General features: G+C 66.4%; 18 protein-coding genes. 13 read left to right on the top strand and 5 right to left on the bottom strand.

Going from position 1 to position 23,267, the window contains the following annotated elements; all coding sequences use genetic code 11:
- The first annotated feature begins 94 nt into the window (after positions 1-94).
- From prfB to lysS, 3 genes are all read left to right on the top strand, one after another.
- Positions 95-1,199, top strand: a protein-coding gene (prfB, locus tag ACFFJK_RS07690; RefSeq protein ID WP_379678598.1) for a peptide chain release factor 2 whose coding sequence is annotated in 2 segments (ribosomal slippage) — positions 95-175 and positions 177-1,199 — 1,104 coding nt in all. Because the reading frame shifts where the segments join, the coding sequence is not laid out codon by codon here.
- Positions 1,200-1,216: 17 nt separating this feature from the next.
- Positions 1,217-1,879 carry an HAD family hydrolase gene (locus ACFFJK_RS07685; RefSeq protein WP_379678993.1) on the top strand — a complete coding sequence of 221 codons (663 nt, stop codon included), beginning with the start codon at positions 1,217-1,219 and terminating at the stop codon, positions 1,877-1,879.
- 34 nt (positions 1,880-1,913) lie between these two features.
- Positions 1,914-3,455 carry a lysine--tRNA ligase gene (gene lysS / locus ACFFJK_RS07680; protein WP_379678597.1) on the top strand — a complete coding sequence of 514 codons (1,542 nt, stop codon included), beginning with the start codon at positions 1,914-1,916 and terminating at the stop codon, positions 3,453-3,455.
- A gap of 173 nt (positions 3,456-3,628) precedes the next feature.
- Here the strand turns inward: lysS and ppnN are convergent, their stop codons facing one another.
- A complete protein-coding gene (gene ppnN, locus ACFFJK_RS07675) occupies positions 3,629-4,999 on the bottom strand; it encodes a nucleotide 5'-monophosphate nucleosidase PpnN (protein WP_379678596.1) in 1,371 nt (456 codons plus the stop codon).
- 263 nt (positions 5,000-5,262) lie between these two features.
- Here ppnN and ACFFJK_RS07670 point away from each other — a divergent pair, with 263 nt between their 5' ends.
- Positions 5,263-6,765 carry a peptide MFS transporter gene (locus ACFFJK_RS07670; protein ID WP_379678595.1) on the top strand — a complete coding sequence of 501 codons (1,503 nt, stop codon included), beginning with the start codon at positions 5,263-5,265 and terminating at the stop codon, positions 6,763-6,765.
- Between the two features lie 88 nt (positions 6,766-6,853).
- Here ACFFJK_RS07670 and ACFFJK_RS07665 read toward each other — a convergent pair whose 3' ends face one another.
- Entirely contained in the window at positions 6,854-7,753 is a 900-nt protein-coding gene (locus ACFFJK_RS07665; RefSeq protein WP_379678594.1) for a LysR substrate-binding domain-containing protein, read from the bottom strand.
- 105 nt (positions 7,754-7,858) lie between these two features.
- Between ACFFJK_RS07665 and ACFFJK_RS07660 the strand changes: the two genes are divergently transcribed.
- Positions 7,859-8,797: an NAD-dependent epimerase/dehydratase family protein gene (locus ACFFJK_RS07660; RefSeq protein ID WP_379678593.1), complete on the top strand. Its 939-nt coding sequence runs from the start codon at positions 7,859-7,861 to the stop codon at positions 8,795-8,797.
- An 80-nt stretch (positions 8,798-8,877) separates the two neighbouring features.
- Here ACFFJK_RS07660 and ACFFJK_RS07655 read toward each other — a convergent pair whose 3' ends face one another.
- Positions 8,878-11,157, bottom strand: coding sequence for an OPT family oligopeptide transporter (locus ACFFJK_RS07655; protein ID WP_379678592.1), 2,280 nt, complete (start codon positions 11,155-11,157; stop codon positions 8,878-8,880).
- A gap of 200 nt (positions 11,158-11,357) precedes the next feature.
- Here ACFFJK_RS07655 and ACFFJK_RS07650 point away from each other — a divergent pair, with 200 nt between their 5' ends.
- Together ACFFJK_RS07650 and ACFFJK_RS07645 are read left to right on the top strand one after the other, a co-directional pair.
- Positions 11,358-13,748, top strand: coding sequence for a penicillin-binding protein 1A (locus ACFFJK_RS07650; RefSeq protein WP_379678591.1), 2,391 nt, complete (start codon positions 11,358-11,360; stop codon positions 13,746-13,748).
- A 109-nt stretch (positions 13,749-13,857) separates the two neighbouring features.
- Positions 13,858-14,217 carry a DUF1428 domain-containing protein gene (locus tag ACFFJK_RS07645; RefSeq protein ID WP_379678590.1) on the top strand — a complete coding sequence of 120 codons (360 nt, stop codon included), beginning with the start codon at positions 13,858-13,860 and terminating at the stop codon, positions 14,215-14,217.
- Between the two features lie 18 nt (positions 14,218-14,235).
- On the opposite strand, the gene ACFFJK_RS07640 is transcribed toward ACFFJK_RS07645, so the two are convergent.
- Positions 14,236-15,474, bottom strand: coding sequence for an AMP-binding enzyme (locus tag ACFFJK_RS07640; RefSeq protein WP_379678589.1), 1,239 nt, complete (start codon positions 15,472-15,474; stop codon positions 14,236-14,238).
- 123 nt (positions 15,475-15,597) lie between these two features.
- Between ACFFJK_RS07640 and ACFFJK_RS07635 the strand changes: the two genes are divergently transcribed.
- From ACFFJK_RS07635 to ACFFJK_RS07610, 6 genes are all read left to right on the top strand, one after another.
- Positions 15,598-16,065: a PAS domain-containing protein gene (locus ACFFJK_RS07635; protein WP_379678588.1), complete on the top strand. Its 468-nt coding sequence runs from the start codon at positions 15,598-15,600 to the stop codon at positions 16,063-16,065.
- A gap of 5 nt (positions 16,066-16,070) precedes the next feature.
- Positions 16,071-17,435 (top strand): sensor domain-containing diguanylate cyclase, encoded by a 1,365-nt coding sequence (locus ACFFJK_RS07630; protein ID WP_379678587.1) that lies wholly within the window; start codon positions 16,071-16,073, stop codon positions 17,433-17,435.
- Positions 17,425-19,194 carry a putative bifunctional diguanylate cyclase/phosphodiesterase gene (locus ACFFJK_RS07625; RefSeq protein ID WP_379678586.1) on the top strand — a complete coding sequence of 590 codons (1,770 nt, stop codon included), beginning with the start codon at positions 17,425-17,427 and terminating at the stop codon, positions 19,192-19,194. The genes ACFFJK_RS07630 and ACFFJK_RS07625 overlap by 11 nt, the downstream gene beginning before the upstream one ends.
- Positions 19,195-19,336: 142 nt before the next feature.
- Positions 19,337-19,552 (top strand): hypothetical protein, encoded by a 216-nt coding sequence (locus ACFFJK_RS07620; protein WP_379678585.1) that lies wholly within the window; start codon positions 19,337-19,339, stop codon positions 19,550-19,552.
- A 223-nt stretch (positions 19,553-19,775) separates the two neighbouring features.
- Entirely contained in the window at positions 19,776-20,072 is a 297-nt protein-coding gene (locus tag ACFFJK_RS07615; protein WP_379678584.1) for a hypothetical protein, read from the top strand.
- 229 nt (positions 20,073-20,301) lie between these two features.
- On the top strand, positions 20,302-21,273 hold the full coding sequence (locus ACFFJK_RS07610) for an HDOD domain-containing protein (RefSeq protein WP_379678583.1): 972 nt from the start codon (positions 20,302-20,304) through the stop codon (positions 21,271-21,273).
- A 166-nt stretch (positions 21,274-21,439) separates the two neighbouring features.
- Here the strand turns inward: ACFFJK_RS07610 and ACFFJK_RS07605 are convergent, their stop codons facing one another.
- Positions 21,440-23,257, bottom strand: a complete 1,818-nt coding sequence (locus ACFFJK_RS07605; protein ID WP_379678581.1) for a hypothetical protein — start codon at positions 23,255-23,257, stop codon at positions 21,440-21,442.
- Positions 23,258-23,267 lie beyond the last annotated feature (10 nt).

Here is a 23,267-nt window from a genome sequence, read left to right as displayed (position 1 = left end):
CGGGGCAAGCGAAGACGCCATGGCTGCCGTCTCCATGCCGTCCTGGGGTATAATCGAAGGTTCGATTCAACCAACTTACGATACTGCCCAGACCATGGAAGCTGAACGCATCAACGCCATCTCCGCCCTGCTGAACGACCTGACCAGCCGTGAAGCCGAACTTCGGAGGTATCTTTGACTTCGACCGCAAGTCGGAGAAACTAGAACAGGTCAACCAGGAACTGGAAGACCCGACCGTCTGGAACGACCAGAAGCGGGCCCTGGACCTCGGCAAGGAAAAGAAAGCCCTGGAGGCCGTCGTGCTGACGCTCGAAAAGGCGCGTGCCGACCTGGCGGATGCATCCGACCTGTTCGAGATGGCAAGGGAAGAAGGCGACCATGGCACATTGGCGTCGATCGGCAGCGACGCCGAAGCGATCCAGAAGACCATCGAGGCGATGGAATTCCGCCGCATGTTCAGCAACCCGATGGACCACGCCAACTGCTTCATCGACATCCAGGCCGGCGCCGGCGGCACCGAGGCACAGGACTGGGCGTCCATGCTGCTGCGCCAGTACCTGCGCTACTGCGAACGCAAGGGCTTCAAGGCCGAGATCCTCGAACAGTCCGACGGTGAAGTCGCCGGCATCAAGACCGCCACCATCAAGGTCGAGGGCGAGTATGCCTACGGCCACCTGCGCACCGAGACCGGCGTGCACCGCCTGGTGCGCAAGTCGCCGTTCGACTCGGCCAACGGCCGCCACACCTCGTTCACCTCGCTGTTCGTGTATCCGGAAGTCGACGAATCGTTCGAGATCGAGATCAACCCGGCCGACGTGCGCATCGACACCTACCGTGCATCGGGCGCGGGTGGCCAGCACATCAACAAGACCGACTCCGCGGTGCGCCTGACGCACGCGCCGTCGGGCATCGTCGTGCAGTGCCAGAACGACCGCTCGCAGCACCGCAACAAGGCCGAGGCCTTCGACATGCTGCGCGCCAAGCTGTTCGAACTGGAGATGCGCAAGCGCCTGGCCGAGCAACAGAAACTGGAAGACTCCAAGACCGACGTGGGCTGGGGCCACCAGATCCGCTCGTACGTGCTGGACCAGTCGCGCATCAAGGACCTGCGCACGGGTTTCGAGACCGGCAACACCAAGAACGTGTTGGACGGCGACCTGGACGACTTCATCTCGGCCTCGCTCAAGCAGGGCGTGTAATAACGATGACGACAGCGATGACGACCGCACCGCGCGCCTTCGTGTTCGACATGGACGGCACCATTGTCGACAACATGGCCTTTCACACCGACTCGTGGATCACCTTCTTCGAGCGCCGCGGCATGGCCATCGACGCGGACGCATTCTTCCGCACGACGGCCGGCCGCCAGGGCAAGGAGATCATCCGCCACTACCTCGGCGAACACCTCGATGACGATGCCGTCGCCGAGCTGAACCACGAGAAGGAATCGGTCTACCGCGAGCTGTACGCGCCGCATCTGCAAGCCGTGCACGGCTTCGACTGCCTGGTCGCGCAGGCGAAGGCGAACGGCGTGAAGCTGGCCGTCGGCACCGCCGCGCCACCGGCCAACGTCGCGTTCACGCTCGACGGCCTGGACCTGCGCCGCCACTTCGACACGATCGTCGGGGCGCTGGACGTCGCGCGCGGCAAGCCGCATCCGGACGTGTTCCTGGAAGCCGCGCGCCGTTGCGGCGTCGCGCCGGAACACTGCATCGTGTTCGAAGACGCGCCGCTGGGCGTGGAAGCGGCGCGCCGCGCAGGCATGCGCTGCATCGTCCTCACCACGACCCTGCCCGCCGCCAGCTTTGCCGAATTTGACAACGTCATCGCCATCGTGCGCGACTTTTCCGAACTCAAGGCCGGGCTGCTGTTCGCCTGAGTTCCAATAAGCCAATAAGAACTGCTATCCAATCATGACTACGGAAAACCAAGACCAGGGACAGTCGCCAGTGCTGGCGGCCGACGAGAACAAGATCATGGCCGAGCGCCGCGCCAAGCTGGCCGCGATCCGCCAGCAGGGCGTCGCCTTCCCGAACGACTTCGTCCCGCAGCACAAGGCTGCCGACCTGCAGGAAACCTACCGCGGCAAGAGCCGCGAAGAGCTCGAAGCCGAACCGGTGCCGGTGGTGCTGGCCGGCCGCATGATGCTCAAGCGCGAAGCCGGCAAGAAGGCCGCGTTCGCGACCCTGCAGGACGCCTCCGGCCCGCAAGCCGACGGCCGCATCCAGATCTACGTTACGCTGGACAACACCTCGCCTGAAACCATGGAAGCGCTGCACCACTACGACCTGGGCGACATCCTGGGCGTGGAAGGCCTGCTCTTCAAGACCAAGGTCGACGAACTGACCGTCAAGGTCACGAACCTGCGCCTGATCACGAAGTCGCTGCGCCCGCTGCCGGACAAGTTCCACGGCCTGGCCGACCAGGAGACCAAGTACCGCCAGCGCTACGTCGACCTGATCATGAACGAAGAGACGCGCCGCACCTTCAAGGCGCGCACCGCCGCGATGTCGTCGATCCGCCGCTTCATGGAAAAGAACGGCTTCATGGAAGTCGAGACCCCGATGCTGCACCCGATCCCGGGCGGCGCCGCGGCCAAGCCTTTCATCACCCACCACAACGCGCTCGACATGCAGATGTACCTGCGCATCGCGCCCGAGCTGTACCTGAAGCGCCTGGTGGTCGGCGGCTTCGACCGCGTGTTCGAGATCAACCGTAACTTCCGCAACGAAGGCGTGTCGATCCGCCACAACCCGGAATTCACGATGATGGAGTTCTACGCGGCCTACACCGACTACAAGTGGCTGATGGACTTCACGGAAGCCGTCATCCGCCAGGCGGCGATCGACGCGCACGGCCACGCCCAGCTGACCTACGGCGGCCGCGAGCTGGACCTGTCCAAGCCCTTCCACCGCTTGACCATCGTCGAGGCGATCAACAAGTACGCGCCGGGCTACACCATGGAACAGCTGAACGATCCGGCATTCCTGAAAACGGAACTGCTGAAGTTCGGCGTCAAGCCCTTCGCCACCGCCGGCCTGGGCGCGCTGCAACTGGCGCTGTTCGAAGAGACCGCCGAGTCGCAGCTCTGGGAGCCGACCTACATCATCGACTATCCGGTCGAGGTGTCGCCGCTGGCGCGCGCATCGGACACCCGCGCAGGCATCACCGAACGCTTCGAGCTGTTCATGGTGGGCCGCGAGATCGCCAACGGCTTCTCGGAGCTGAACGATCCGGAAGACCAGGCCGCGCGCTTCAAGGCCCAGGTGGAAGCCAAGGACGCCGGCGACGAGGAGGCGATGTTCTACGACGCCGACTACATCCGCGCGCTGGAATACGGCATGCCGCCGGCCGGCGGCTGCGGCATCGGCATCGACCGCCTGATGATGATCATCACCGATTCGCCGAACATCCGCGACGTGCTGCTGTTCCCGCACCTGCGCAAGGAAGACTGAGCGATCGGGTCGCCGAAGCGGCCCGATATGTAGAAAGGCGGCCGTGCTCTCGCACGGCCGCCTTTGTCTTTGGCGCGCCCTTCAACCAGCGCCACGTTCCCTCGACCTCCGGCCCGTCATTCCCGCCTGCGCGGGAACGACGGCTCTCATGATAAAGGTGCTCGCGGCGCCGCTTATTGCACCACCGTATAGCAGGGCGTGTACGCCTTGCCCGGCAACTTCATCCTGCTCTGTTCCACGAACGACGCCAGCAGCGCATCCATCGGGCCCATGATCGCGCTCTCGCCCTGGATCTCGTACTTGCCGTGCTGCTCGATCGCCCGGATCCCCTCTTCCTTCACGTTGCCGGCCACGATGCCCGAAAACGCGCGCCGCAGGTTTGCCGCCAGCACGTGCGCGTCCTGGTTGCGATGCAGCTTCAGGTTGCGCATGTTCTCGTGCGTCGGCCGGAACGGCTTCTGGAATTCCGGATCGATCTTCAGGCGCCAGTTGAAGTAATAAGCGTCGCTGTGCGCCTTGCGGAATGCGCGCACCGCCGCGATCCCGGCGGACATCTCCTTGGCCACCGCTTCCGGATCGTCGATGATGATCTTGTAGCGGCGCTGGGCGGCCTCGCCGAGCGTCAGGCCGATGAAATGGTCGATCTGGTCGAAATACTCGCGCGCCGTGGCCGGGCCGGTGAAGATCAGCGGGAACGGCATTTCGGCATTGTCCGGATGCAGCAGGATGCCCAGGATATACAGGATTTCCTCGGCGGTGCCGGCGCCCCCCGGGAACACGACGATGCCATGGCCGGTCCGCACGAAGGCTTCCAGGCGCTTTTCGATGTCCGGCATGATGACCAGGTCGTTGACGATCGGGTTCGGCGACTCGGCCGCGATGATGCCGGGCTCGGAAATGCCGAGATAACGCCCGCCGGCGATGCGCTGCTTGGAATGGCCGATCGCGGCGCCCTTCATCGGGCCCTTCATGGCGCCCGGGCCGCAACCGGTGCAGATATCGAGCTCGCGCAGCCCCAGCGCATAGCCGACTTCCTTGGTGTAGTTGTACTCGATGCGGCTGATCGAATGCCCGCCCCAGCACACGACCAGGTTGGGGCTACGCTGCGGCTGCAGCACGTTCGCATTGCGCAGGATATGGAACACGGCGTCCGTGATGCCTTCCGGACGGTTCAGGTCGAATTTCGGGTTTTCGGTGATATCGAAATGGACGAAGACGATATCGCGCAGCACCGCAAACAGGTGCTCGTGGATACCGCGGATCATCTTGCCATCGACGAAAGCGATGGCGGGCGCGCCGCGGATATCGAGCTTGATGCCGCGTTCGCGCTGGAGGATGTTGATGTCGAAATGACGGTAACGCTCCATCAGTTCCTTGCCGTCGTCGATCGAGCTTCCGCAATTGAGCACGGCAAGCGCGCATTTGCGGAACACATCGTACAGCCCTGCCTTGCTGGTATCGAGCAGCTTGGCCACTTCGGCTTTCGACAGGACTTCGAGGCGGCCTTCCGGTGAAATGAGAACATCGATTACATCATGGGTCATGGTTTTATTATCCCTTTCGATCTGTAAAACGGACTGGCCTGGTTATCAATATACGCCAAAGCGCAAGGTTTTGCGCCCCGATTGAGGGTGCGCCATGAGGCGTCTCGCACCGGTCGGAACCGTCAATACCACAACCAGAAAAAGTTCGCTTGCGATGAGCGAATTACACTAAAATGCGTGCCTACTGGAATTTTCGGGCATCCGATCGCTCCATATACAACAACCGATTCAGCTACTTCAATAATTAACTTGGGAGGAACCGCATGAGCGGTGCAGCTACTTCAGCCAAGGGAGACCTTCCGGAATTCAAGCAGATCATGGGCCATCCAGCACCACTGTGGATGTTGTTCATGACCGAATTCTGGGAGCGCTTCGCTTTCTACGGCATTCGTTGGGCCCTGGTGCTCTATATCGTCGCCCAGTTCTACGACGGCAGCGGCGTCGGGCAGGCAGACGCCAACCTGACCTACGGTTCCTACCTCGCGCTGGTGTATGCCGGCGCCGTGTTCGGCGGCTACATCGCCGACCGCGTCATCGGCTACCAGCGTTCGATCCTGGTCGGCGCGATCTTCATGGCCGCCGGCCTGTTCATGATCGCGGTCCCGGACCAGGACGTGTTCAAGCTCGGCCTGGCGACGATCATCGTCGGCAACGGCATGTTCAAGCCCAACATCTCGGCGATGGTCGGCCAGCTGTACTCGCTGCACGACACCCGCCGCGATTCCGGCTTCACCATCTTCTACATGGGCATCAATGCCGGCGCCTTCCTGTCGCCGATCCTGACCCAGGTGCTGGCCCAGCACGTGTTCAACACCGGCGACGTGCCCGCCTACAAGGTCGTGTTCTACGCCTCGGGCGTCGGCATGCTGCTGTCGCTCGTCTGGTTCTACTTCGGTCGCAAGCAACTGCAGGGCATCGGCGCGCCGGTCGGCGAACTGGCCAGCCCGAAGCGCCTGATCGGCGTGGTGATCGGGTCGATCGTCGTGATCCCGGGTGTCTACCTGCTGCTGCAGGCCGGCGCGGCCAACCTGCAGATCGTGCTGTCGGTGCTGTTCGTCATCCTGGCCCTGATGCTGATCGTCGAAGGCGTCCGCGAAGGCAAGGTCTCGCGTGACAAGACCATCGCGATGATGATCATCTTCTTCTTCAACATCCTGTTCTGGTGCTTCTTCGAGCAGGCCGGCAGCTCGTTCACCTTCCTGGCCGACCAGATCGTCGACCGCAACCTGGGCGGCTGGGTGTTCCCGGTGGCCTGGTTCCAGTCCGTGAACTCGGTGGCCATCATCGCCTGCGCGCCGATCATCGCCGCGATCTGGGTCATGCTGGGCAAGCGCAACGCCAACCCGTCGATCCCGCGCAAGTTCGGCCTGGGCATCATCTTCAACGCCCTGGCCTTCGGCCTGCTGGTGTACGCGCTGTCGCAACTGATCGACATGGACGGCAAGATCCCGTTCTGGACCCTGTTCATGGTGTACGTGATCCAGTCGGTCGGTGAGCTGTGCCTGTCGCCGATCGGCCTGTCGATGGTCACCAAGCTGGCTCCGACCCGCCTGGTGGGCCTGGGCATGGGCGGCTGGTTCCTGTCGACCGGTATCGGCAACAACCTGTCGGGCATCTTCGCCTCGCACGTTTCGGGCGAAACCGGCATGTCGGTGCAGTCGGCACTGACCGGCTACGAGTTCGGCTTCTGGTCGCTGCTGGGCGGCGGCGTGCTGCTGTTCCTGCTCGCACCGGTGATCCAGAAACTGATGCACGGCGTGAAGTGATCGTTCTGCATTGAGCGTCCTTCAGCTTCAATGAAAACGGCGGCCGGTTCAAACCGGCCGCCGTTTTTTGTCTGCCTTGCCTGGCGCTTCAGCGCCGGTCCAGCGTCGCCTCCATCTCCCGCATCTCCCCCTCCATCCACTCGCGGAAGCGCCGCACCTTGAGCATGTGCTCCTTGTGCGGATTGGCCAGGAACCTGTAGCCGCTGTCGAAGCGCGCGCTGCGGCAGGCGATCTGGCGCAGCGCGCCGGAGGCGATGTCCTGGAACGCGATCCCGTAGGGAACCAGCGCTACGCCCAGCCCGGCCACCGCCGCCTGCACCAGCACGCCCCAATGGCTGTAGCCGCGCGAGAAGTCGTACTTGCCCTTGAGCGCCCGGTTCTCGTTGAGCAGCTGCAGCCAGCGTTCCGGCGAATGCTCCACCAGCAGCTTGTACTGCGGCAGGTCGGCCAGCGTCAACGGGTCCTGGCCGGGCGAGAGCAGCTCGGGGCTGTACACCGGCACCAGGCGCTCGCGAAACAGCACCGCCGGGTCGCCCTCGCGCACCGGCCCGTAGCGGATCGCCACGTCGGTGCTGTCGGCCTGCAGGTCCACCGGCGCATCGTTGGAGTCGATGCGGATGTCGAGCTCCGGGTACAGTTTCGTGAAGCGGTGCATGCGCGGCACCAGCCACTTGATCGCGAACGAATGCGTGGTCGAGATCCGGAGAACCGATTCCTCGTCGCCGCGCTGCAGCGCAGCGACCTTGGCCCGCAGGTCGGCCAGCATGCGGCTCGTCGCAATCGCCAGTTCCTGCCCTTTCTCGGTCAGCGCGATGTGGCGCGGATGGCGCACGAACAGCGCAAAGCCGACGTTCTCCTCCAGCTGCTTGACCTGCAGGCTGACCGCGGCGGGTGTCTTGTGCAGCTCGCGTGCGGCCAGCTTGAAGCTGCCCCAGCGCGCGGCGCAGTCGAAATCGATGAGGCCGGAAAGGCTGCGCAGGGGCTTCATGCCCCCTCCTTGCATAAGTTTTTCTTATTCAACATCGATACTTTTTCTGGTTTGATGAATTTTGCTGCTTTGCAGAAAATATACTCGATCCTTCAAGGAAAAGTCATGCCCAAGAATATATTGGTGATCGGCGGGACCCGTTATTTCGGCAAGCTCCTGGTCCAGCGCCTGCTGCGCGCGGGCCACCGCGTGACCATCGCGACGCGCGGCTATGCGCCCGACCCTTTCGGCCAGCGCTATGGAGACCAGTTCGCACGCATCCGCGTCGACCGCCGCAACGAGCACGCGATGCGCAACGCCTTCCGCGACGCCGGCTACGACATCGTCTTCGACCAGATGTGCTATTCGCCCCTGGACGCCGCGATCTCGGTACGCGTATTCGCCGGCAAGGTGGGCCGCTATGTCATGACCTCGACGATCGACACCTACCGCGAGGTGCGCCTCGGGGAACGGGCTTGCGCCGCGCGGCCCTTGCGCGAGGACGACCTGAAGGTGGCGGCCCGGCGCATCGACACCGCGTACCCGTGGCACGATCCGAAGCTGGCCGTCGAAAGCTACGTGTCGGGCAAGGTCCAGGCCGAAGCCTACCTGGTGCGCGACGGCAGCCTGCCGCTCGTCACCGTGCGCCTGGCCCACGTGCTGGGCGGCCCGGAGGATTTCACCGGCCGCTTGGCGCACTACGTCGACCTGGTGCGCCTCAATGGGGTCCTGCACTACGCCAACGCGGCAGCCAGGGTGTCGTTCATGGAAGCGCAGGAGGCGGCGGATTTCCTGGCCTGGGCCGGCGCCCAGGCGTTTACCGGCGCGGTAAACGCGGCGGCGGACGGCGCGCTGTCGGCCTTCGACCTGCATGCGCGCGTGGCCCAGGTACTCGACGGGACCGCGCATGCGCGCAAAGCCGCCCGGCCGGGCCTGTCGCCCTTCGACCTCGCCGCGCCGCTGGTACTGGATACATCGCGCGCCCGTGCGCTCGGCTACCGCTTCAGCCATGTGGACGAGTGGCTGGACGACGCCATCCGCCAGCACGACCTGGCCCACGTCTGAAGCCGGGGCCGGCAAGCTCCCGCGAAGCGCGCACAAGCCGCACGCAAAGAAAAATGGCCCGGATCCCCGGGCCATTCGTTTTATGTCTGCTGCCGCTTTCCGGGCTTCTCGCGGGCCACCCAGTACAGCAGCCCGATGATCAGCGCATACGGAACCAGGGTCAGCACATTGGCGTCGGGGCCCGCGTAGAACGGATTTGCCGCTTCCGCCCACTTGGCCATGGTGCTGTCGAAGTCGGTCAGCACGCCGGCCGTGATGGCGATGATGATGCCCGCCAGCGCGCCGCCCGCGATGTAGCCCGAGGCCAGCAGCGTGCCCGAACTGCGGTCACCCGCGGCCTGGCACTGTTCCGGCGTCAGCTTCTCGTACTGCGGCAGCTTGTTGTTGCGGCGGTCCACGCCCCAGCGCAGCAGGCCGCCCACCGCGATCGGCAGCGTCGCCACCAGCGGCAGGTAGACGCCGACGGTGAAGGCCAGCGAGGCGATGCCCGCCATCTCCAGCACCACCGAGATCATCACGCCGAACAGCACCAGGGTCCACGGCAGTTCCTGGTCGAGGATGCCCTTGATGATGTAGGACATCAGGACGGCCTTCGGCGCGTCGTACTTCTTGACCTCGGTACCGTCCGGGCGGGTCTTGTGGACGCCGTTGATGCCCGGGTCGACCAGGTACGCCACCTTGCCGTCGTCGGCCACCAGGTACTTGCCGGCCGGGCCGCCCACGCTGTCGTTCTTCTGCCAGACCTTGTAGGTATTGGCGTCGCTGGCCGCCTGCGGGCCCTGCAGCCGGGCAGTCTGGGTCAGCTTCGACGCATCCACGCTCAGGCCGGGCGCCACCTGGGCCGCCGGCACGTAGACCGTGCCCGCCTCGTTCAGCTTGAGCAGGATCGGGCCCAGCACCAGCGCCGAGGCGAAGGCGCCGCACAGGATCGCGTATTGCTGCATGCGCGGGGTCGAGCCCACCAGGAAACCGGTCTTCAGGTCCTGCGAGGTGGTGCCGGCGTTGCTGGCCGCGATGCAGACGATGGCGCCGACCGACAGCGCGGTCACGTAGTACTGGCCGCCGGTCCAGCCCATCACCAGGAAGATCAGGCAGGTGAACAGCAGCGTCGCCACCGCCATGCCCGAGATCGGGTTCGAGGACGAGCCGATTTCGCCGGTCAGGCGCGAGGACACGGTGGAGAACAGGAAGCCGAACACCAGGATCAGGAGCGCGCCCAGCAGGTTCATGTGCAGGGGGGTGGCCACGGTGATGATGGCGATGATGGCAAGGCAGCCGATCATCACCCACTTCATCGGGATGTCGCGGTCGGTGCGCAGCGTGGCGTCGGCCGAACTGGATTTGCCCATCCCGGACAGCCCCGCGCTCAGGCTCTTCCAGATCATCGGCATCGCGCGCACCAGCGAGATCAGGCCCGCGGCGGCCACCGCGCCGGCGCCGATGTAGAGCACGTAGGCGTTGCGGATCTCGTCCGGCGACATGTCGCGTATCAAGGTGGTCGCCGGCGCCAGCGGTGCGCTCAGGGCATCGCCGAAGAACTTGATCATCGGGATCAGCATCAGGTAGGACAGCACGCCGCCCGCCGCCATGGTGAGGGCGATGCGCGGGCCGATGATGTAACCCACCCCCAGCAGTTCGGGCGACACCTCGGCGCCGGCGGAGCCGCCCTTGAGCGGCGCGCCGAACTCGAAGTTGACGGTGTCCCTCCAGCCCTTGAACGAGACGCTCAGGGTCTTGTACAGCAGGCCGATGCCGAAGCCGCCGAAGATGATCGCGGCGCGGCGCTTCGCGTCCTTGACGGCGTCCGAGGCCGGGTCGCGCTCCTCGCCCGCGGCTTCGCGCGAGACGTCGGTGGCGGCGGCCTTGAGCACCTCGGCGCAGGCGGTACCTTCCGGGTACTTCAGCTGGCCATGCGCGTCGACGATCATCGTGCGGCGCATCGGGATCATCATCAGGATGCCCAGCAGGCCGCCCAGCACGCCCACCAGCATGACGCGGGTGATCTCGAGGTCGAAACCCAGGATCAGGATGGCCGGCATGGTCGCGCCCAGGCCGAAGGCCAGCGATTCGCCGGCCGAACCGGCGGTCTGGGTGATGCTGTTCTCGAGGATGGTCGATTCGCGCGCGCCCATCTTGCGCGCCATGCCGAACAGGGTGATCGCGATGACCGCCACCGGGATCGAGGCGCTGACGGTGAGGCCGACCTTGAGCACGAGGTAGAGCGAGGAAGCGCCGAACACCATGCCCAGCACCACGCCCATGACAAGCGCGCGCAGCGTCATTTCGGGCAGGTGCGCGCCGGCCGGGATGTAGGGCTTGAAGCCGGCCGGGGGTTGGCCGGATGCGGAATCGTAAGGCATGGAGGGTTCCTTCGGAATGCAGACTTAGGTAGAGCTGAAGGCGTGACTATGGCACATGCCGAAATGGAATGAAAGCGGTTTATAATCGGCCGGTGACGGCCTTCATGCAGCACCGGCCCTGCCCTGCGACTAATCGCGTAGCAACTCGAGCAGCAAATTCAGGCAGCAAATTCTGGTAGCAAAACTTAGGTAGCAACTTCGTGACCACATCCCCCCAGCCGCCCGTGCGGCGTTTCGGCCTCCTGCGCGCCTTCATCCTCTTCAGCCTTGCCGCCGTCGTCATGGCAATTGCGGGCGCCGCGATCTACATGATGACGGCGATCCTGCCGAACGTGCCGAAGATCGACGCCGTCCTGGACTACCAGCCCAAGATTCCGCTGCGGGTGTACACCGCCGACAATCACCTGATCGGCGAGTTCGGCGTCGAGCGGCGCGACTTCGTCCCGATCGACAGGATTCCGGCCCGGATGAAACAGGCCCTGCTCGCCATCGAGGACGCCCACTTCTACCAGCACCAGGGCATCGACTGGCGCGGCGCCGCGCGCGCCGTCGCCACCAACCTGCGCGACGGCTTCGGATCCGGCGGCGCCTCGACCATCACGATGCAGGTGGCGCGCAACTTCTTCCTCTCGAAGGAAAAGGTCATCTCGCGCAAGCTGACCGAAGTCGCCCTCGCCTACCGGATCGAGGATGCCCTCAGCAAGGACCAGATCCTCGAGCTGTACATGAACCAGATCTTCCTCGGCAACCGCTCCTACGGGTTCTCCAGCGCCGCGCGTGGCTACTTCGGCAAGTCGCTGGAAGAATTGACGCTGGCGGAGACCGCCATGCTGGCCGGCCTGCCGCAGAACCCTTCGCGCCACAACCCGGTGGCCAACCCGAAGCGCGCGCAGCAGCGCCAGCATGCCGTGCTCAAGCGCCTGTATGAGCTCGGCCAGATCACCGAACCCGAATACCGCCAGGCGCTGGCGGAGCCGCTGCGCCTCAAACGTGGCGGCCAGGTGTTCGAGACCAGGGCCGACTACGTGGCCGAACTGGCGCGCCAGGCCGTCTACACGCAGTTCGGAGAGCAAGCCTACGAGCGTGGCATCGTGGTCACCACGACCATCCTCAAGGCCGAACAGGACGCGGCCTACGAATCGGTGCGGCGCAACGTACTGGACTACGACCAGCGCCACGGCTACCGCGGCCCGGAAGCGCGCATCACGCTGCCGCAGGACCGCCTCGAGCGCGAGGAAGCCATCATCGAGGCGCTGCAGAAGCGGCCGGTGAGCGACGGCCTGCTGCCGGCCATGGTCACCGCCGCATCCGCCAGGCGCGTGACGGTCGAGACCCTGGGCGGCGACGACATCACCATCGAAGGCGCCGGATTGAAGTTCGCCGCACGGGGCCTGGCGCCGAACGCCGGCGACAAGGTCCGGATCGCGCCGGGCGCGGTCGTGCGCATCAGCAAGCTGGGCAAGGACGGCTGGGCAATCACGCAGTTGCCCGAGGTCGCCGCGGCGTTCGTCGCGATCGACGCCGGTACCGGCGCCTACCATGCGCTGGTCGGAGGCTTCGACTTCAACTTGCAGAAGTTCAATCACGTCACGCAGGCGTGGCGCCAGCCGGGGTCGGTCATCAAGCCCTTCGTGTATTCGGCGGCCATCGAACTCGGCTACGCGCCCTCCACGCTCATCCTCGACGCGCCGCTCGACCTGCCGGGCGAGAACGCGGGGGCGACCTGGTCGCCGCAGAACGACGACGGCGCCTACGACGGGGCGATCACCCTGCGCCGCGCCCTCACGCGCTCGAAGAACGTCGCCACGGTACGGCTGCTGCGCGCGCTCGACGTGGACTATACCCACGCCTACCTCGGCCGCTTCGGCTTCGACCCGGCGCGGCACCCGCGCAACCTCACGCTCGGCCTGGGCACCGGCGCCGTCACGCCGCTGCAGCTGGCCGGCGCGTATGCGGTGCTCGCCAACGGCGGCTACCGGGTCAAGCCCTACCTGATCGCGCAGATCCGGGACGGCGACGGCACCATCCTGGTGGACAACAGGCCGCCGGCCGCCGCGCAGGAGGCCAACCGCGTGCTCGACCCGCGCAACGCGTTCATTACCGACAGCATGCTGCGCGACGTCACGCGCTACGGCACCGGCGCCGCGGCCAGCCAGAGACTGGGACGCCAGGATATCGCCGGCAAGACCGGCACCACGAACGACGCCATCGACGGGTGGTTCGCCGGCTACGGCGGCAACGTGGTCGCGGTGGCCTGGATGGGCTACGACGAGCCGCGCTCGCTGGGCGGGCGCGAGTTCGGCTCCACCCTGGCGCTGCCGATCTGGATCGACTACATGCGCGTGGCGCTGGCCAAGGTGCCGCCGCAGGAAGAGAGGATCGAACCGGAAGGCGTGTTGCGCGAGAACGACGACTGGATCTACGCCGAGAACGTGGAGCGTGACGACCGGCGTGCGATCGACGTCGCGCCTGCGCTCGACAGCGGCATCGCGTTGCCGGAAGAGGAGGAGTACGGCGAAGATCCGCTGGAAGCGCCGGCAGCGCCCGCCCCACCGCCGCCTCCACCTCCTCCTCCCACCACGATCTTCTGACGCGATGCCGGCCTGGTTCCCGCGATGCGGGAACCTCGCGGCCTTCCACGGGTCTGTTACCAGGCGGTTCCCGTTCCCGAGGCAACCCGCCTATCCCGAGGAGATCACCATGGCCTACGTCGACGGTTTCGTGCTTCCCGTTCCCCTGTCCAACATCGAGAAGTACCGCGATATCGCCACCCGTGCCGGCCAGATCTGGCGCGAGCATGGCGCGTTGAAGTTCGTCGAATGCGTCGGCGATGACGTCAAGCCGGGCCTGGTCACGTCCTTTCCCCAGAGCGTCAAGCTGGAAGAAGGCGAAACCGTGATCTTTTCCTGGATCGTCTACGAATCGCGCCAGCAGCGCGACGAGGTCAACGACAAGGTCATGAAGGATCCGCGCATGGCCGACATGATGCAGCCCGGGACCATGCCCTTCGACGGCAAGCGCATGTTCTGGGGCGGCTTCGAGGTGCTGGTCGACCTGTAGCGGCCTGTACCCGGGTGTTCAGGCCCAGGCGTCGATGATCCAGTCGGTGAGCTTGCCGCCGGCGTTGCGCGGCAGCGCCGGACCGAACGAGTAGGCGGCGGGACACTCCGGCGCCGACAGGCGCTGGCCGATCCACGCCGTCAATTCCGCACGCAGGCCGGACGCATCGCCGGGCACGCCCGCGCGCGGCACCACGAACGCTTTCAGGCGCTGCCCTTCGTCAGGCCGCATGAGGCGCACCGCGGCCTGCCCGACCGCCGGGTGCATGCGCAGCACGTCGGCCACGTAGGCCGGGAACACGTTCGTCCCGCCGACCTGCACCGCGTGGTCGATCCGTCCCACCGGGCGGAAGTACCCCGGGGCCGACCAGGCCAGCCGGTCCTGCAGCGGGTAGGTGCTGCGCCGTCCGTCCGCGCCAAGCCGCACCAGGCTTGCCGCGTCCTCCCCTGCTTCCCAAAAAGGAAACAGGCGGTAATCGCCGTCCGCGTCTTCGCGCCAGCCCACGCCGGCCGTTTCGGAACTGCCGTATACCTGCACCAGGCGCGCCAGCCCGGCAGCGACGACGGCGCGCGCCACGACGTCCGGGCAGGGTGCGGTCGAACTCACGCCCACGATGCCAGGCGCAAGCGGGCCCGCCACCGGCGCGAATGCGCCCCAGAAGTCGGGGAACCCGACCACCAGGTCACCCGGCTGCAACTGGCGCGCCACTCCACCCGGCGAGGCTCCGCGCAGGTCGCGCAGCGCGTCCGGGGGCAGCCCCAGCGCCCGCGGCAGCAGCACCGTGAACAGGAATCCGTAGATGTGGTGCGCAGGCACCAGCGTCACGATCCGCCGGGTGGACGGGAACAGTTGCGCCAGCTCGGCAGTTTCCTGCCACAGGGTGTCCAGGGTATGGCTGCAGGACTTGGGGGCGCCGGAACTACCGGAAGTGCGGAATCGGATGAGATCGGCGCCGCTGTCCAGGCCCGCCGCCGCAGCGTCAAGCCATGCGCCGAGCCGGGGATCGGCCAGCACCCGCTCCTGGCCGATGCAGCCGATGGCCAGTACCTCTTCCATCGCGCTGGCCAGGCCCAGCAACTCCAGCGAATCGGCGCCGAGGTCCGCCGCCAGGTCCAGTTCGGGCGGCCACGGCAAGGGGCGGCGCGCGATGCCGGGACGCATGAGCGCCAGCTCGCCCGCAAGCAGGTCGGACAGCACGCGCAACAAGGTGGATCGGTGTGAACACCAGCGGCGGTCGGCGGGAACGGGTTTGGTCATGACAAGCGGCAGCGGAAACCGGCAGATGGTGCCGACGGCGCGCGCGGCTGTCAATGAACGCGGCTGTTTTTGCACCGGAAAGGAGAATTGACAACGCAAAATGTCAAAACAGGGCGCGCACAATTGACAAGCTCCTGCTCGCGTGTCAACATCAATTTCCTCAAATCAACTAAATATCCGCCATCCGCGGACACCAACGATGCACACCGCCCCCTGTCGTTCGCCTCGGCCGACCTGGCCGCGCAGCTCGACGACTGCACCACCGAACAACTCGACCAGCTCGATTTCGGCGTGATCGCCTTCGACGCCGACACCAAGGTCCAGCGCTACAACGCCTTCGAATCGCAGGCAGCCGGCCTGTCCACGCAACGCGTGCTGGGCGAGCCGCTGTTCACCAACGTCGCCCCCTGCCTGAACAACTTCATGGTGGCCCAGCGCTTCGAGGATGCGCAGGAAGAAGGCAGCGCGCTCGATGCCACCATCGACTACGTCCTGACCCTGCGCATGCGCCCGGTGAAGGTCGCCCTGCGCCTGCTGGCCAGCCCGGCGGGCAGGCACCGCTACGTGCTGGTCCAGCGCCAGCCGCGGTAACGCCGGTGAGCGATCTCGAGCAGCTGCGCGCGGAACACGAGGCGCTGATCCAGTTCCTGTACCTGGCGCCGGTGGGCCTGGCACAGGCCGACCTCGATGGCGCCATCGTGATGATGAACCCGATCGCCGCCCAGCTGCTCATGCCGCTGTCGCACGATGGCAGCCTCGACAACCTGTTCACCGCACTGGAAGGCGTGGCGCCGGAACTGCGCCACCTGAGCAGCCGTTTCGACAAGCCTTCCGGAAAAATCTGCGATGGCCTGCACGTGCACCTGAATGCCGGCGGCACCGGCAAGAAGATTCCGCAGATCCTGGCAATCACGCTGCTCAAGCTCGATGGGCGGCGCATGATGGCGGTGATCGACGACGTCACCTTGCAGGTGCGGCGCGAGCGCCAGTTGCGCCAGAACGACGCCTGGCTCAACGCCATCCTGACCGGCATCACCGATTATGCGCTCGTCGGCCTCGACGCGCAGGGCGCCGTGACCGACTGGAATCCGAGCATCGGCCGCGTCACCGGCTTCGGCGCCGAGATCGTGGGCCGGCCGTACTCCGTCTTCTACCCTCGGGACGCGATGACGCCCGAGCGCGTGCTCGACCGCCTGCACGACGCCGACAAGGATGGCTGGAGCCTGGACGAAGGCACGCGTGCGCGCGCCGACGGCAGCAGCTTCTGGGGCAGCGCGATGATCGCCCCGCTGCCCGACCGCGCCGATGGGGACGGCCGGGCCGGCGAGCCCGACGGGCCGGCCTACTGCCTGATCCTGCGCGACATTACCGACAAGCGCGAGGCGAGCGAATGTCGCCGTCGCGAAGCCTACGGCGACTACCTCACCGGCCTGGCCAACCGCCGCGCCTTCTTCGAGGCCGCCGAGCAGGAACTGGCGCGCAGCAGGTTCGTGCCGCGCTCCACCGCCGTGATCGTGGTCGATGCCGACCACTTCAAGGCTATCAACGACCGTTACGGGCATCCGGGCGGCGACGCCGTGCTGCAACACCTGGCGGCGATCCTGGCCGAGACCTTCCGCGAAGTGGACACGGTGGCGCGCATCGGTGGCGAGGAATTCGCCGTGCTCCTGCCTTCCACCGACCTGGCGCGCGCGGAGATGGTCGCACGGCGGCTGCGCGGCGTCGTTGCGTCGCAGGTCGTCCAGTTCGACGACGCAGGCATCCGCTACACGCTCAGCGCCGGGGTGGCCTGCCTCGAGCCGGCCGAGGGGCCGGATGGCGGCATCGACCTGCTGCTCAAGCGCGCGGACCAGGCCTTGTACGCCGCCAAGCGCGCGGGACGCAACCGTGTGATGTGCTGGCGCCCAGAATCGACAGACCCTGCGCCACCCGGAGAGGAAGGAGGAAAAAATGCAGCCTGACCCAAGCGATGCCTACGAGGCCCTGGTGCAGTTCCTGTACCGCGCGCCGATCGGCCTGGCCCAGATCGGCTTCGACGGCACGGTCGACATGCTCAATCCGATGGCATCGAATCTCCTGATGCCGATCGCGCGCAGCGCCGGCCTGGACAACCTGTTCGAGGCGCTCGCGCCGCTCGCCCCGCAACTTCCGCAACTGGTACGCGACTTCACCGCCCCCTCGGGTGTGATCTGCGAAGGGCTGCGCGCCACCCTGCCGCCCGAGCTGAGCGGCCCGGGCAGCCCGCAAGTGCTGGCGATCAGCCTCATGAAGCTCGATGGCGAGCGCCTGATGGCGGTGGTGGCCGACGCCACGCTCGAGGTGCAGCGCGAGCAGGAAGTGCTGGCGCGCCGCCTGCGCAACGCGGCGCGTACCGATGCGCTCACGCGCATGCCGAACCGGGAAGCGGTGCGCGAGCAGTTGCAGCGCCTGGTCGCACGGCCGCTGCCGGCTGGTGCGCAGTCGCCGAACAATTTCGCCGTACTGCTCATGAACTGCGACCGTTTCCGGCGCATCAACGACACCCTCGGCCAGGCCGCGGGCGACGACTTGCTGGTGCAGATCGCGGACCGTATCCGCGGCGCGCTGCGCCCGCCCAGCGACCGCATCGACGCCGCGAGCGGAAGCGGCCAACTGGCAGCGCGCGTGGGCGGCGACGAGTTCGCGGTGGTGCTGGACGGCATGCGCACGCGCGAGGACGCCGAACGTGTCGCCGCGCGCCTGCTCGATGCACTGTCGCGACCCTACCGCGTGCAGGGCCACCATGTGGTCTGCAGCGCCAGCCTGGGGCTGGCATGGAGCTACGACAGCGCGCGCGACGCCGACGAGGTGCTGCGCGACGCAGGCATCGCCATGGTCGAGGCCAAGCGCGCCGGCGGCGCGCGCCACCTGGTGTTCGAGACCGCGATGCGCGAGCGCGCGGCACGCCGCGCCGATATCGAAGCCGAGCTGCGCCTGGCCATCGAGCAGGAGCAGCTGTTCGTCGTGTACCAGCCGGTGGTCGGCCTGCTGTCCGACGGCCGCACCGACCACGGGGCCGGGGTCGAGGCGCTGGTGCGCTGGCGCCACCCGACGCGCGGCATCGTCCCCCCGGTCGACTTCATCACGGTGGCCGAAGAGTGCGGCCTGATCGGGCCCGTGGGCGACTTCGTGCTGGAGCGCTCGTGCCGCGACTTCATGGACTGGCAGGCGCGCCTGGGCCCGGCAGCCCCGCGGCTGGTCGCCGTCAACCTGTCGCGCGCCCAGCTCGGCCAGCCGGGCTGGGTCGACACGGTCCACGCCATCCTGTGCGCCACCGGCATGCCGCCCGGGCAGCTGCAGCTGGAAGTGACCGAAAGCCTGGCCGCGCAGGACCTGGACATCCAGCAGCGCCTGCACGAACTGAAGGCGCTCGGCGTCAAGCTCGCGCTGGACGATTTCGGCACCGGTTACTCGTCGCTCTCGAGCCTGCACCTGCTGCCGGTGGACACGGTGAAGATCGACCGCTCGTTCGTGAGCCAGGCCGACACCAGCAACCACCACCGCGTCCTGATCGAGGCCACCGTGAAGGTGGCGCAAAGCCTCGGCATGCTGACGGTGGCCGAAGGCATCGAGACGCAGTCGCAGGCCGACGTGGTGCGCGCCCAGTTCTGCGCCAAGGGCCAGGGCTATTTCTACAGCCGTCCGCTGGCGCCGGATGCCCTGCTCGACTGGCTGGCAAGCCATGCGGCGCCGACGGCCTGACGGGAACGTCCGTCTCCTCCTACATCCGCCAAGGCGGTGTTCCTATTGGGTGTGCACGGCCGCCCTCGCATGATGGCGTTACCACCAACCCAAGGAGAGAACGGATGAAAACCAACTTCCAAGGCGCCCTGCTGGCGGCATCATGGCCTTCGCACTGGCAGCGTGCAGCTCGACCGGCACCTCGACCGACACCAGCACCACCGGCTCCTATGACGCGGGTTCCACCATGAGCCCGACCGGCGCGGGCACGAGCGGCGCCGGCAGCTCCAGCGCTTCCGGCAACGTGGGTGCGTCGGGCACCGGCGGCACCAGCGGCTCGGACAGCACCAACTCCTCGACCTCGGGCACCGGCCGCTGAGCCGCGTGCAGCGCGCCGTGCCGCCGGCCGGGCCGACCGGTACGGTACGGTACGGTACGGCAGCGCACGTCCACACGTCTCCCGGTGGTTTTATATGCCAAGCGGAAAGATACCCGTCAATACGTACGCCCGCTCCTACATGCGATAACGCCGTGTTCCTATTTCACACGCCCGGCCGTACTCGCATGATGGCGATACCTATCCAACCCCAAGGAGAAAACGAATGACCAACAAATTCCAAGGCGCCCTGCTGGGCGGCATCATGGCCTTCGCTCTTGCCGCCTGCAACACCACCGGCACCGGCACCGACTCCACCGGCAGCTCGACCTCCGGCTCGTCGATGAGCTCGGGCAGCACCGGCACCACCGGCGCCTCGGGTACCACCGGCACCTCGGGCCAGAGCGGCACCAACACCGGCACCACCAATGACCTGAACACGGGCAATGCCTCGACCCCGACCAACACCCACATGACCGACTCGACGACCACCAACTCGTCGACGACCGGCACCGGCCGCTGAGCCACACCCTGGCAGGGCCGCATGGCGGCCCTGCCACGTTATTCCCGGCCGGCACAGCCGGCCGTGCAGCCCGGCTGCGCACCGCCATGCGGCAGCGACCGGGCGTATTCCTTTCTGCAGGTCCGTTATTTCCCGTCATTGATTCCTGCATTATTCCCCGCATTATTCCCCTCAGCCGCGCACGCTGCTGGGGTAGAATTGCCCTGCCTGCTGCCCTGATTTCCTCCCCATGATAAAAAATTGGCTTGCGCGCTGGTTCGGCGGGTCAACCCGTCCGGGCCAGGCCGCACCCACTGCCCAGACCGCTCCCGCGCAGGAAATTGTTGTAAATCCGCCACCAGCGCTCGATATCGACCTCGCTTTTTATCGCTTGCTTGCGGGTGCGACGGCGCATGCGGGTGACGCGCCGGAGCAATTGATCCTGGACGAGCTGGCCCGGCTGGCGCGCGATCCCGGCGCCGCCGCCGACCTCGTGCCGCGGGTGCCCAGCGTCGTCCCGCAACTGCTGCGCAGCCTGCGCGACGAGAACATGTCGGCGGCCGACCTTGCGCGCCAGGTGGCGCAGGACGTCACGCTCGTCGCCGAAGTCATCCGTGAAGTCAACAGCCCGTACTACCGCCCGACCGCGCCGGTGCGCACCATCGAAGGGGCGCTCATGCTGCTGGGGCAGAACGGCCTGCGCATGCTGCTGGCGCGGGTGGCCTTCCGTCCCCTGATCAGCACCCAGGGCGGACGCCTGGCGCGCCAGGTTGCGCCGCAGGTCTGGAGCCAGTCCGAGAAGTGCGCCCTTGCGGCCAGCAGCGCGGCGCCCGTGCTCGGCGCCGACCCGTTCGAGGCCTGTCTTGCCGGCTTGATGCAGAACGTGGGCCTGATCGTCGCGTTCCGCCTCGTCGACCAGGTGTCGGGCGCGGCGGCGCTGCCGCAATCCGATGCGTTCGCGGCGGCGCTGCAGGACAGCGCCCGCACGCTCTCCGCGCGCATCGCAACACAGTGGGAATTCCCACCGCCGGTCGCGAAAGCGATCCTGGAGGCTGGCCGGCCGGATGCGCCGCCGCTGGCCCAGGCGCTGCACGAAGGCGACCGGCTGGCCAAGCTGCGCCTGCTGCTCGACGTCGGTGCCGCCGGTGCGCAGGGGACAGCGGCTGCGCTCGATGGCGCCCGCCGGCGGATTTTCGACAAACTGTGCCGGGATGAGGAGTGATGGGATCCCAGATCGAGCCGAAGCTGTTTTGGACAAATCACGCGCATTGTCGGTGCACGCCCCACGTCTTCTTCAATGATCAGTTAACCCAGCTGCGCCCGGCGTCCGGCGGGACGATCCCGATGGCGCGTGTGAGGTTCGGCAGCGCCAAGCGGCGCGAGTGGACCTAACTGGCGGTGCGAGTTGGCGACGGCAACGCATCCACCTTGCGCATCCAGTCCGCATCGGGTATGCCCTTGCGCTTGTAGAACTCCTGCAGGCGCGCGCGCGTTTTCTCGCCGGCCCTGAGGCCCGCGTAGTCCGCAGCATTCGCACCGAAGAACTTGCGGACAAGCGTTTTGGCGCGTTCCCCTGCAAGCCGCGAGTCACCTGCCATACGGTCGAACAAGCGTTCGAATGAGGCCAGATAGGGCTCGACGCGACCGTGCGTGATCGTCATTTCCCAGTCGGACCCGTAGAGGAAGCGGTTCTCCAGCGCTGCCGGCCCTTTGTCGTGGGTGCGGGTGTACAGTTGCTGCAGCAAGGACAGCATCTTGTCTTCGTCATCCATGGCTTCGACGAAGTAGCCCGAATCGGCATAGGCATGCGCACCGGCCCCCGATGCCTGCATTAGTTTTGTGAAGGCAAGCGCACGCGCCGCCACGTCCCCTTGATGAGCGACCGGCGCCGTGTCGCCGAAGTGTCCGAAATTGATGCGCAGTCCCCGATATGCCTGGAGGGCCGTGTTCCAGTGTTCCGCTCCTGCCAGCCCTTCGAAATCTTTCGCAGGACCGTTCGACAGACCGGTATGGGCCATGATTGGGACGTCTTCCGCGACGCAGTATTCGTAGAGCCGGCATAGCGCTGCGTCGAGTTGTTGCCCGAGTCCGGGCGCCTTCCTGACTTGCTCCGGAAGCCATGGGCGATCCCAGAAGCCCGGGTTCTTCTCCTGGATCCCGGCATTCCCCAAGGGGGCAAAGCCCATTGGCGGATACAGCTTCACGCCGATGCACCCGCGCGCGAGCGCCTCCTTGACCAGGTCGAACGAGCCGGGGACGGGTCTGCCCGTCCGGAGCGTGACCTGATGCATCACCTCGCGCAGCGGATCGAAGGGCACGAAGCCATGCACTCTTCCGCCAGTCGCGATCGCCAGGGCCTCCATGACCACCACCTGATCCCGTAGCGCCGTCGCCGTGGTTTCCCCGGAAGACAGCCACCAGTCGTAGTCGACCATCATCGGCATCATCAGGTCTACCACGCGTTCGCCGGGCTTGTTGTAGAGCTGAAGGTAATCGTGGATCGTCACATAGCGGTACTGGAAATTCTGCAGGACGAACGCGATCATGCCCCGCGCGCTGCGCCGCGCCTCATCGACCATCAGCGCAGCCTTTTCCTCCGCCAGCATGCGCCGGCGATACGCTTCGTAGCTCTCGTCCTCGTCGAGCAGTTCGATTTCGCCGACCACAGCCATCGCGGCGAGCATGTCGATCGTCAGCGCCGCCGCGGCCTTGCGCTCTGCCTTGTCGCGCAACTGGGCACCCCTGGCGCTGTCCAGCGCCTGCCGCAGTTGGGCCACTCCCTGCCGATGCGCGGTATCGGCCAGGTTGCGAACGGTTTCTGCAGCCGTTGTCCCGCGGCCATCGCCGCATGCCGCCAGCTCCGGCCGAAGCTTGTCGAGCATCGCCAGTTCCCGTTGCGCGCCCGGGGCCACATTCCACGCAACCGCCTGCAGCAGCTCGCCGATGAGGCCTGCAATTGCGCCCGGCAGGCCGGCCTCGCGCGCCAGTACGAGTCGAAAGAACGGCTCGACCGGCAGGTCGGTACCGTTGAACACGTGCGCATGGGCGTCGATCGTCAGCCGGCCGTCCGGCGCGCTGACCATGCTGCCGGTGGGGCAGTACGGAACCGGATCGCGCGGCTTCAGCCAGCAACAGCCTCCCAGCGAGGCTGCGCCGGCAAGCATCCCGGCTTTCAATAACACGCGGCGCTTCATGTCTTTGTCCATGACACTCCTC

The organism is Massilia consociata, assembly GCF_042432755.1.
GTDB classification, from domain to species: Bacteria; Pseudomonadota; Gammaproteobacteria; order Burkholderiales; family Burkholderiaceae_D; genus Telluria; species Telluria consociata.
The sequence above is the reverse complement of the archived record's forward strand: the minus strand, read 5'-3'. Positions and strand labels throughout refer to the sequence as shown.